The organism is Verrucomicrobiota bacterium, assembly GCA_027622555.1.
Lineage (GTDB): Bacteria > Verrucomicrobiota > Verrucomicrobiia > Opitutales > UBA2995 > UBA2995.
Window position 1 is genome coordinate 1 of sequence record JAQBYJ010000158.1, and the last position, 9,994, is coordinate 9,994.

Consider the following 9,994-nt stretch of genomic DNA (forward strand, 5'->3'; position numbering starts at 1 on the left):
GCCATCAACCAGCATCTTTGTAGTGTAATCAAGTCTTCTTTTTAGGACGCTAATTCAGAAACAAAGGGACTTTAAAGAGTCTCATAGTCATAAAAGGATTAGGTAGCTGCTTAAAAGTTGGATTGATTAGAGCAGTATTTGGGTAGCTGGAGGGATACTTAAAGGGGTTTATCTGTATCCTGCAATCATCAACCTTCGATTTTTTCACTATTAGGGCTCGCAGGTCGTCCCAGCTATAGTTTCGATGATTCACTTAATCATGCTAAACTTTTGGATAATCAATACACTCAAATCGCGAATCCTCATTTTCAGCTTCCTGGCATTCCTTCTGAGCGATAATATCATGGCCGCTGATTGGGCTAAATTGGAGAACTGTCGTTTCATTTCAAACCGTATCAACGACGGAGACAGTTTCATGGTTAAGCACAAGTCGACCACTTATGTACTGCGTTCGTACTGGATCGATACGCCTGAGAAAATAAATGATTATCCTGAACGATTAGCAGAACAGGCAGCATACTTCGGCATTCATCAAGACGAGGTAGTCCAGATTGGTCGTGAAGCAAAACTCTTTACCCAAGAATTTCTTAGAGGAGATCTTACCGTATTCACTCAATGGGAAAATGGACAGGGAATTGGTCAGAGATTCTACGGAATTATTAGCTCTGAAAAAGGAAACTTGATTGAGACCCTTGTAGCAAACGGATTAGCAAGTATCTCAGGATACAGCAAAGCTTGGCCTGAGGAACCATCAATAAGCACATTCCGCCAACGCTTGTTGAAGCTTGAAAGCCAAGCCAAGGAAAAAAGGCTGGGTGCCTGGCGTGAGTCCATTAAGGTTTGGGATCCACTCGAATACAAAAAGCAGTTGGCCGCTGTACCGGACCTGGACGGCAAGCTGAATATTAACAATGCTACCAAAGAAGAACTGGTTCTGTTGCCTGGAATCGGGTCCGTCTACTCGCAACGTATAATTGAAGCCAGACCCTTCAACTCCGTGGAGGACCTGATTAAAATAAAAGGGATTGGTCCGAAAACTCTGGAACGAATCAAAAACCGGGTCACGGTAATCGATGAACTCTAAGGTTAATTGGAGTCAGGGCCATATTTTTCAGAAATGAAACTCGCCGACGCAAGCATCGTGGTATCTGAAATAGAAGAACAAGCTCTTTTCTCTTATGCTCGCAAGAATCCAGCAGACATCCTTGGTATTCGATTCGCGACCAAGGTCACTCCTACAGCTACTTTCGCATGTCAAAATGTAGGAGCCAGCTTGCTGGCGATCTCCGCGATTTCAACCTTTCCCTTCAGTCACCGACCCCGACGCAAGCATCGGGGAATAACAAGTTCAAGTAACCAATTGAACTGCAATCATTCACCCGTACCAAATGTTCGCTGATTTTCGATGACCACAGAGGAAGTAGACCCCATTATTCTATTAATTGCCGCGCTTGTTTTTGTGACTGGAACCTTGTGCCTTATCCACCACCTTTTCCTTAAGAAAAAAGACTATTCCCAAAGCGAAGTAATTAAACTGAAACCCTGGAAGCTCAAGTTGCTCGACCAGGGAATTGTTCTAACCTTCGTTTACCTGTTTTCTTTCCTGGCCATTTCACTCGGTATCGAGAGCTACAAGTTATTTAAAAAAGTCGAGGAATTCCCAAAAGAAAACGAATTTCTTTTGGCCTTTCCTATGAGCATTGCAATGCTGCTTGGACTGTATGGATTTTATCGGTACTATAACATCAAGGACGACGTTCCCGTAAATCCTGAAAAACATGGAGTGCTAACCTTGTTCGGGAAGGCATTCTATTTCCTTCTGGCAGTGGTCCCACTCATGGTTGTCGGTTCTCATACATGGACCTTCATATTAAATCATTTCAACATACCTCTGGACCCACAGGACCTCGTGACACAAGTCCAGTCTATGTCCTTTTCTTCGACTTTCGTCTTACTTTTCCTACTCGCGGTTGTAGTAGCACCGATAACCGAAGAGTTGTTTTTCAGAGCTTTTGTTTACCGCAGCCTGAAATCTTATTTTCCAACAACAGGAGCAGCAGTAGTATCCAGTTTGATCTTTGCCCTCATGCACTTTAACATACTTAGCTTCGTCCCCCTTTTCATCCTCGGCTTCTGGTTATGCCGCAGTTACGAGGATTCAGGAAACATTTGGGTCCCAATCATAGTACATGGACTTTTTAATGGAAACACGATTCTGGTTCTTACTTTAAATGGGTAACAAAGATGAAACCGTTTGCTGAGAATAAGGACGATCAAATACGCGATTTGGGTGAGCGTGAACTCATTGAAAAAATATCAGAATGGCTTGGATCTTCAACCCCTCCATCGCCTTTCGGTATCGGTGATGATGCGGCCGTTATCAAGGCACATCCAGGGGATCTCGTGATCGCAATTGATTCACTTGTTCTCAACAAGCATTTCGACGAATTCACCCCACCCCATTTAGCCGGAGCAAAACTTCTAAAACGAAACATAAGCGATCTAGCCGCCATGGGAGCCATTCCCACTGAGGCTGTAATTGCATGCCTCCTTCCTGAATCCACCTCTATCGATTGGTTGAAGGGATTTTACGAAGGTCTAAGGAAAACAGCGGAAGACTTCTCCATTTCAATCATAGGGGGAGACATCTCATCAACCTTCACAGAACTGGCATTTACATTAACCTTAATAGGACAATCAGGAGACCGAGCACTTACACGAAAATCCGGTCGTTCGGGCGATACCATCTGGGTCACTGGAAGTCTGGGCGGGAGCATAAAAGGAAAACATTTAGATTTCGAACCGCGCTTAGCGGAAGGTAGTTGGTTATCCAGTCACCCCAAAGTCACATCCGGAATGGATATTTCAGATGGCCTGGCCACCGATTTATTAAATTTATGCCCCATAGATTGTAAGGTTGAATTAGAAACTGACAAAATTCCGATTAGTGATGCAGCCAAAGCTCTCGCCGAGGAATCCGGGGGAAATGCGATCGAACACGCTCTAACCGATGGGGAGGACTATGAGTTAGTTTTTACCTTGGACCCATCCTGTATTTCCAGCGATTTCCTCCACGAATGGAATGCCGAGTTCGATATACCTATTACAAGAATAGGAGTACTATTTGCCAAAACAGATACAACCCAAGAGCAGATTGGTTACATAGGAGATTTAACAGAATTGAAATCCAAGGGGTATGAACATTTTTGATAAACTTCAAAAAGGAATAATCTCAAAGTCTGCAGAAGAAACACAATCGATCGCTGCATCCTTGGCAACTGCGCTTCCGTTTAACCAGATCCTAAAACTTTCGGGTACCCTCGGAACCGGTAAAACAACTTTTGTTCAGGGCTTGGCGAAAGCTTGGCAGATTTCTGAAACGGTAAAGTCTCCTACTTTTAATCTGTATTCAATTTATAAGGGCAGCAGGCAATTAGTCCATCTTGATGCCTACCGCTTGAATAGTCCTTCTGAAGCTGAAAGCTTACTGATTGAAGAATTCTTAGCCCCCCCTTTTTGTCTGGCAATCGAATGGCCGGAAAATGTATTGGGCTGGCTGGAAGACGAGTGCTGGCTTCTTCAATTTTCAATTAAAAGAGAAAACGAGCATCACATCAAATTGGAAGCGTGGCCGAAAACAGGAATTCCTAAGATTTAGCAGGATCTTTTTCCTCAGCCTTACCCTCGATTTCACCATCGGATGGAACCTGATCTTCGGCACTTGAATCTTCTACATCCTGCTTCGTTTCGGCAACTTCCTCGGTAGAATCTTTAAGCTCCTCTATTTTAGCGTCCTCTTCGGGCGATTCAACAACGACCTCTTCATCTGTAGCGACTGATTCTTCAGACACTTGCTGCACGGGTTCTTCAATCGCAGTATCCGAAGCTTCAATTTCAACTTCAGGTATATCCGTTGGTTTCGTATCTACGGCAGAAGAATCCTCGTTAATCGTTTCCTGAACATCTGTTGCCTTTGATATTTCATCGGCTTGTTCATCTGTGGATGCAACTTCTGAATTTTCCTCAGAATCCGCAACATCCGCTGATTTCTCAGTCCTTTGTTTAGCTGAAACTTTTTGTGATTTGGAGCCTTTGTTTTTCAGAGTATTGGCTGGCGGCTCCACAGCCGGATGGGCGTATACTTTACCATCAGAATACTCGGCGATGTAGCCCTCTTTTAACAGCCAATGAAAATCGAGACTGTATGCCTTGAGCTTTAATTTTTGATCATCTGTTAATGCAGGTGGCACCTCACCTTCAGCGGCAGACAAAGGGAATCCTAAAAATTTAACAGCCAATTCCTTGGCGGAAATTTTCGGATTTTCTTCGATGAATACGATAAGCTTCTGAACGGGAATTGATAAGTCTTCGGCAGGCTCACGAAACCTTCTTTTTACCGCACAAACAAAAGAAACTCCCTTGGTGCCTTTCTTATAAATAGCAAACTTCTGTCGACGAAGTCTACCGCGTAGAAGGTTGGCTGTTTCCAAAGGAAACCGCTTTTGGCGTTCCCAAACATATTCAATGTTCGCTTTGATCAAAGGATCTTTAATCCTGGATAACAGTGAACCGTCGATGTGGGCACTTTTAACTTCATTAACCTGCTTTGAAGCCAGGTTGGCTTTTGCAAATGAGCGGGCTGTTTCGGCATCCTCGAATTGCCTAGCCTCTCCAAATTCTGGTTTCAATGCATAGGTGGTTTGAATCTTCATCTTCTCCAACCACTCTACGATGACTTCCTCATCTTTAATAGTTTCAATACGAGACTCAAACTTTTCAAACGGCATATTTGAAACGCGCGACGCATGGTGGCCCATCATGATTTTCTTATAGCGATGATAATTCGGCGGAGCTAAAAGTTCACCGGTAATCCCGCATTTCTGGATCGAGCTGAAGGAACCCGTTGGAGCCTCAACTTCCTGGGTCTCTTTCGTAAAAAAATAATCCAGACAGTTTTCCAGGGCATGGTCTCGCGCGGCCGATTCATTCAAAAACGGCAAGCCATCTGCCTCTACAATAAATAATGAAGATTCGGGTTGATCACCTCCTGTAGGCTTTGCATCAACCGGACGAAGAACCATGTAGAATCGTTCCTCTTTCTCCAATATAGTACGAGCGATATCGAAAAGTTCGTAAGTAATAGTTGAAACCCGCAATGCCTTACAAATAGCATTAAATCCATTGTCTTCAGGGAAAAACGATACTTCGACGACGGTCTTTGGAATTTCGGGACGACTAAATTGCCTTCTGCGATCCGATGGAGAACCAGGTGCTTCTCTCCTCTTTTCATCCGGAGCTGACCCGGTAGACTTACGAAAGCTACCTGGCTTAAACGGCCGCCGATCTTTTCGATCCGCTTGATTCCCCCGAGGTTTACGGTCGCTTGTCCCGAAATCGCGAACGTTTGAACGTCCAGATTTTGATTCACTCCAATTAGTAGCGAAATTGAATCCTTCGAGTGCACTCAAATCCACCAATTTATCATCCGGTGATTTAGAAGTGTTAGAGTCTTTGTTTGTGTCCTTATCCATTAAGAGGAGGAGATTGTTGCGAATGCAGAATCATAATCCACATTTTCGAACAACGCATAATATTGGCTAGTAGTTGTAGCTTGTTTGAACGCTTTAAATAAAAGGACCTATGAAAACCTTCCGCTTAAATTGATTCGAGATTAAAAAGAAAAAACTTTTCTTACAATTTGGTTGCATGCCCCAAATGAATATTCCTTATTTCCCGTTCCTTTTTATTGGCTCAGGTGGTGAAATTGGTAGACACGCACGCTTGAGGGGCGTGTGCTTTACGGCATGCGGGTTCAAGTCCCGCTCTGAGCACCATTATCTATCGACATTCGCGCAAGATTTGCCAAAATGAATTGGCAAATTTCAATTTAAAATGGCGAAGTCGAAATTCAAAATTACCCCCTTCACAAATCCAAGCGGTTCCAAGGTATGGCGCTTATCAGGAACGCTTAATGGCGAGCGGATCAGGGAAAATTTCAAGACCAGAAACGACGCCGTTGCAAGGCGTCAGGAATGCACCGTCAAACTCCTTAATGATAGTTCGGAAGGTCAGACCGTTTGGACGACCTTAACCCATGAGCAAAACCGTGATGCAATCGCAGCTGTCAATCTTCTCAAAAGTCACGGCTCAAAATCCTCTCTGACTTTTGCCGTCAATTTTCTTCTTAAAAATTATCGGCCTCCCGAACATGAAAAAGCTGTAAGCGAAGCGGCAATGGATTATCTTGAAAAGCGGCGCAATGATTATGAGCGAGGCTTTATCAAGGAGCGCCAATTCGCATCCATTCGTTCCGAGATGAATTGGATCGAGATTTGCCTGGGCAATCAACCGATCTCAACCATAACACCTGACGACTTCAGGGAATACCTTGAAAAGCCCAAGAATGGCCCTCGTAATCGACGCCCAGTGCCAAAAGCCACTTCAGCCAAGACCTGGAACAATCGCAGGGGACTTGTGAACACTTTTTGCGAATATTCCCTTGATAAAGGCTATCTGGGGGCAAACCCCATCAAGGAAGTTCCGCAATATAAGATCAAGCACCGCAGGGGTACCGCCGAAACCTTAACTGACAATCAGGCCGCGACTCTTATGAGTTTCCTGGAAAGCTATACAGGCCCCAACTACAAACGCCAGCACTACCCAAACCAACCGGCGTTTCTGGTCCCTTTTTTTGCCCTAGCGCTTTTTGCCGGTATTCGACCCGACTGGAAAAACGGAGAAATCAGCAAGCTAGATGAAAAGGATATCGACCTTAAAACCGATGTAATACGTATCGAACCGGAAGTATCCAAAATACACGAAAAGCGGGTTATCAAGATTCAGCCCAACCTGAAGCTCTGGCTTGAGCGGTATCCAGTAAGCCAATACCCTATTATACCTCCAAAGAACCCTGACCGAATTTTTAGCTCTGTAAGGAAACAATTCAGTCTAGGCCATGATGTCCTCCGCCACACTTTCATTTCCATGACGGTAGGGGCCTTCCGCTCGGTTGGTGATGCCAGTCTCCAGGCGGGCAATTCGGAATCGGTGATCCGCCGACATTACCTCGACCTCAAGAGCGTCGAGGAAGCCGATGCGTTTTGGACGATTGTCCCCAAGGGCGCAGAGCTTCCGACAATGGAGAAGAAGGACGGACGGTATCAGCAAAAGAAATGAATCAAGAGGCCAACAAAAAAGACGTTCAGGAATTTCAGCGCGTGATCGATCAAGGACGCTTCTATGAAGTTTTGGAGTGGATTGCCGCAGGCAAGCCGCTTCGGTTTGTTAGAGGTCGTTACAAAAAATGGGATAACGGACTAAACATGGCCATTCAGGACGGCGGGCATTCGATAGTAAAGGTACTCCTGGAACGATGCGACTGGACTGTTGAGGAGCTTAGCATCGCTCTTTATCACGCATCGAGCGACCGGCGTGGCTATCTGGTTGAATTGCTCTTTGAGCACAACGCCCCGGTTGATGAGTGTTGCTTTGATGATTTCTGCCAGATGATGGATCCCGTTCTTATGGATGAGGCGATCAAACGCGGGATCGATCCAACAAAGTCTGATGCGTTCGCCAGTGCCCTGATTTCAACCGGCGCTGCAAGACCCCTGCTGAGCTATTACAAGCGAAACAAGGACCGAATAAAGGGCTTAGATGAACAGCTCTCGATTGCGCTCTGTAAAACGGTCGCCGAAGAAAAAGTTCGGTCTTCCGTTTTGCTGCTTTGGGCTGGAGCAGATCCATACAGAAAGTGTCCGAGCGATGTCCGCTACGACTTCCCGGGGCACCAGTCTCCTGAGGCTGCGGAGTATTTATCCGATATGGTCTACGATAGACCCATTCTTCATGAACTGGGCTTCCAGGCGAATTTGGAATTCTACAAGAAGCTGAAGCTTGACCCACCACCTGAGGTTTTGCCGGAACTACTGCAGGGCGTGAGCTTCACTGGAAACTACGAGTTCTTCAAACCACTCATTCAACGCTGCCCTGTTGAATTGCTCAACGATTCTGAAAGGTCGTCTTCGCACACACTTGAGTGGCTGATTAGTCATGAATTCGAACGCTATAGAAGCTGGGAAGGGCCCAAGGAAGGCTATTTGAATCTTATCCGTTGCTTCCTTGAACAGGGCGCGCGTTGGGACCCGGGATCTGGTAACCTTAGACATCCCCGCAATGGACTTCTTTCTGGCGGGGCTGACTACTTTGTGGCTGTTGTCAGGCTTCTACTAAAACATGAGCAAGATCCCACACAGATTCGTAAGCTTGTCGACTATGGAGCCGCGAAACAGGTTGCGCTATCGCATTCACCTGACTTAATTTCGGAGGTCAAGGAAGCAGAGCGACGGCGAAAAGGAGATGCTAATGCTTCAGATCTTTCCGATTCCGGATCACGTGTTAGACGAAGGCGGTCGCCCCGACGAAGATATACGAAGCCCAGGAGGTGAAAGGCCGCACGGACGAAAAGCGTAATGCAGGTTGACAGCCGCAATACAGCAATGCAGCATTACAACATGGCAATAGCAGTTCCTATAAGCAAACGAGGCACCGTCACCATCCCCCCGGAGATGCGCAAGCGTCTGGGAGTCGACAGCCTGAAGAATCCGATGCTTCTCGTCGAAGAACGGGACGGCAAACTCTATCTCGAACTGGCGGCGGCAGTGCCTGTGCGCGACATCCCCAAGGCGACTCTCCGTAGTTGGATCAAGGAGGACGAAGCGGAAATGACCGCGTTAAAGAAAGCGGCGAAGAGTAAATAGTGGAGCTCTTTCTAGATACCAGCGTCCTGCTCTCCGCATGTGCTTCTTCCAAAGGCGCGAGCCGCTTCATACTGGAGGAAGGAAAGACCCAGGGTTGGGCACTGGTCAGCGCTCACTATTGCCGAGAGGAAACGAAGCGGAATCTTCACAAGCTGGGTTCTGACGCCGATGCTTATTTCAAGGATCATTTGGACCGAAGAATCGACTGGCGTCTGGATGTCCTGACTTCGGACGACATCGTGATCTATGACAAAGCGAAGGACAGGCCGGTCTTGATTAGTGCGCTTTCCGTCAAGCCAGCCGCCCTCCTGACCCTGGATCGTGCAGATTTTCACGAACGCCTTGGCACGCAGTTCTACGGCATCGCCATCCGTACTCCCGGAGAATGGCTGATGGAGCAGCGTGAAGCGGGTCTGCTCTGAGGAATCACTTCGAAAAATCCCGATCGCAGGACTGAAAAGAAACCGTCCTTACTTCCGCAGTTCCAGAATGACCCGAACGGCAAGGTAAACGATGGTAATCAAGCCTACCAGGATACCCACGATGTTATTGAATTTTTCCAGAACTACAGCGACACCAGCGCTTGCAAAGCCGACAAAAGCCGGGTGGACCTCGAAGGCGAATTTCATGAGCCTACGCATGGACAGACGAAATCTTGGACTAAGTTGAAATTGGCGGTAGCAAGCAGGCGTTGGGGCATTCCGGCGTGAGATGGAACGCTGGAATGTTGTGGTCGTCAGGAAACCGTTACCCGCTTCGCGCAGATATTCGAGGTGACCTTGATGTTTTCCGACCAGTCGACAGCCAGGACATCCGAGCGGCTGGAATTTTCACGATATACGCGAACGACATCGACTCCGCCCCGCCGAGTCCGGAAGGTTTTCATGAAGCTCGGATCGTAAAGGGTCGGACGATTGGTGCCGTAGAAGAGGTAGAGCTCACTGCCCACGATGTTCTTTGCACTCTTGGCTTTACCCCACTTGTTTTCGTCCCGGGAAAGGATGCCTACCCGGATGTCGAGATCGGGATTCAAAAGGAGCGAAGCAAATTGGTTGCGGGTGACACCGACGGAAGCAGCGCCGGGAAACCGGGCAATCACCTGGGGGTTGTGGCGAATGATCGCCCAGGCCGGAAGGCCAATGACCAACCGATTAGGCATCATTCCCGGGCACTTTGAATAATCAGTTTTTCTTTAGTTGAGACAAATAAAAGTTCTTGGTGGATTCGGACACACA

The 9,994-nt window shown here is 46.8% G+C and carries 12 protein-coding genes and 1 tRNA gene; 10 read left to right on the top strand and 3 right to left on the bottom strand.

Annotated features, from left to right (window positions below; genetic code table 11):
* Window positions 1-244: 244 nt before the first annotated feature.
* Genes O3C43_23100 through tsaE form a run of 5 tightly spaced genes read left to right on the top strand, consistent with a single transcriptional unit; the run spans window position 245 to window position 3,658 of the window.
* Window positions 245-1,084, top strand: coding sequence for a helix-hairpin-helix domain-containing protein (locus O3C43_23100; GenBank protein ID MDA1069374.1), 840 nt, complete (start codon window positions 245-247; stop codon window positions 1,082-1,084).
* 33 nt (window positions 1,085-1,117) lie between these two features.
* Window positions 1,118-1,399: a hypothetical protein gene (locus O3C43_23105; protein MDA1069375.1), complete on the top strand. Its 282-nt coding sequence runs from the start codon at window positions 1,118-1,120 to the stop codon at window positions 1,397-1,399.
* Window positions 1,400-1,405: 6 nt separating this feature from the next.
* Window positions 1,406-2,239, top strand: a complete 834-nt coding sequence (locus O3C43_23110; protein MDA1069376.1) for a type II CAAX endopeptidase family protein — start codon at window positions 1,406-1,408, stop codon at window positions 2,237-2,239.
* Between the two features lie 5 nt (window positions 2,240-2,244).
* A complete protein-coding gene (locus O3C43_23115; GenBank protein MDA1069377.1) occupies window positions 2,245-3,210 on the top strand; it encodes a thiamine-phosphate kinase in 966 nt (321 codons plus the stop codon).
* Window positions 3,197-3,658 carry a tRNA (adenosine(37)-N6)-threonylcarbamoyltransferase complex ATPase subunit type 1 TsaE gene (gene tsaE, locus O3C43_23120; protein MDA1069378.1) on the top strand — a complete coding sequence of 154 codons (462 nt, stop codon included), beginning with the start codon at window positions 3,197-3,199 and terminating at the stop codon, window positions 3,656-3,658. Before O3C43_23115 ends, tsaE begins: the two co-directional genes overlap by 14 nt.
* Here the strand turns inward: tsaE and O3C43_23125 are convergent.
* The gene (locus O3C43_23125; GenBank protein ID MDA1069379.1) at window positions 3,648-5,531 is read right to left on the bottom strand and encodes a hypothetical protein; all 1,884 of its coding nucleotides are present in this window, start codon (window positions 5,529-5,531) and stop codon (window positions 3,648-3,650) included. The two genes, tsaE and O3C43_23125, sit on opposite strands and share 11 nt — an antisense overlap.
* Window positions 5,532-5,749: 218 nt before the next feature.
* On the opposite strand from O3C43_23125, the gene O3C43_23130 reads away from it, so the two are divergent.
* The 5 genes from O3C43_23130 to O3C43_23150 all read left to right on the top strand — a co-directional run bounded on the left by O3C43_23130 (window position 5,750) and on the right by O3C43_23150 (window position 9,181).
* Window positions 5,750-5,834: transfer RNA gene (locus tag O3C43_23130), tRNA-Leu, on the top strand.
* A 58-nt stretch (window positions 5,835-5,892) separates the two neighbouring features.
* Complete coding sequence (locus O3C43_23135) at window positions 5,893-7,176, top strand: site-specific integrase (GenBank protein MDA1069380.1); 1,284 nt, start codon at window positions 5,893-5,895, stop codon at window positions 7,174-7,176.
* Window positions 7,173-8,447 (top strand): hypothetical protein, encoded by a 1,275-nt coding sequence (locus tag O3C43_23140; GenBank protein ID MDA1069381.1) that lies wholly within the window; start codon window positions 7,173-7,175, stop codon window positions 8,445-8,447. The genes O3C43_23135 and O3C43_23140 overlap by 4 nt, the downstream gene beginning before the upstream one ends.
* 24 nt (window positions 8,448-8,471) lie before the next feature.
* Window positions 8,472-8,759 (top strand): hypothetical protein, encoded by a 288-nt coding sequence (locus O3C43_23145; protein ID MDA1069382.1) that lies wholly within the window; start codon window positions 8,472-8,474, stop codon window positions 8,757-8,759.
* Entirely contained in the window at window positions 8,759-9,181 is a 423-nt protein-coding gene (locus O3C43_23150) for a PIN domain-containing protein (protein MDA1069383.1), read from the top strand. Before O3C43_23145 ends, O3C43_23150 begins: the two co-directional genes overlap by 1 nt.
* A gap of 48 nt (window positions 9,182-9,229) precedes the next feature.
* On the opposite strand, the gene O3C43_23155 is transcribed toward O3C43_23150, so the two are convergent.
* Together O3C43_23155 and O3C43_23160 are read right to left on the bottom strand one after the other, a co-directional pair.
* Window positions 9,230-9,388 carry a hypothetical protein gene (locus tag O3C43_23155; protein MDA1069384.1) on the bottom strand — a complete coding sequence of 53 codons (159 nt, stop codon included), beginning with the start codon at window positions 9,386-9,388 and terminating at the stop codon, window positions 9,230-9,232.
* A gap of 107 nt (window positions 9,389-9,495) precedes the next feature.
* Complete coding sequence (locus O3C43_23160; GenBank protein ID MDA1069385.1) at window positions 9,496-9,921, bottom strand: hypothetical protein; 426 nt, start codon at window positions 9,919-9,921, stop codon at window positions 9,496-9,498.
* Window positions 9,922-9,994: the final 73 nt, after the last annotated feature.

What these genes read in the sequence shown, in the direction of transcription:
- O3C43_23100 (MDA1069374.1), top strand. Translation starts at nt 245, where the DNA reads ATGATTCACTTAATCATGCTAAACTTTTGGATAATCAATACACTCAAA.
- O3C43_23105 (MDA1069375.1), top strand. Translation starts at nt 1,118, where the DNA reads ATGAAACTCGCCGACGCAAGCATCGTGGTATCTGAAATAGAAGAACAA.
- O3C43_23110 (MDA1069376.1), top strand. Translation starts at nt 1,406, where the DNA reads ATGACCACAGAGGAAGTAGACCCCATTATTCTATTAATTGCCGCGCTT.
- O3C43_23115 (MDA1069377.1), top strand. Translation starts at nt 2,245, where the DNA reads ATGAAACCGTTTGCTGAGAATAAGGACGATCAAATACGCGATTTGGGT.
- tsaE (MDA1069378.1), top strand. Translation starts at nt 3,197, where the DNA reads ATGAACATTTTTGATAAACTTCAAAAAGGAATAATCTCAAAGTCTGCA.
- O3C43_23125 (MDA1069379.1), bottom strand. Translation starts at nt 5,531, where the DNA reads ATGGATAAGGACACAAACAAAGACTCTAACACTTCTAAATCACCGGAT.
- O3C43_23135 (MDA1069380.1), top strand. Translation starts at nt 5,893, where the DNA reads ATGGCGAAGTCGAAATTCAAAATTACCCCCTTCACAAATCCAAGCGGT.
- O3C43_23140 (MDA1069381.1), top strand. Translation starts at nt 7,173, where the DNA reads ATGAATCAAGAGGCCAACAAAAAAGACGTTCAGGAATTTCAGCGCGTG.
- O3C43_23145 (MDA1069382.1), top strand. Translation starts at nt 8,472, where the DNA reads ATGCAGGTTGACAGCCGCAATACAGCAATGCAGCATTACAACATGGCA.
- O3C43_23155 (MDA1069384.1), bottom strand. Translation starts at nt 9,388, where the DNA reads ATGAAATTCGCCTTCGAGGTCCACCCGGCTTTTGTCGGCTTTGCAAGC.
- O3C43_23160 (MDA1069385.1), bottom strand. Translation starts at nt 9,921, where the DNA reads ATGATGCCTAATCGGTTGGTCATTGGCCTTCCGGCCTGGGCGATCATT.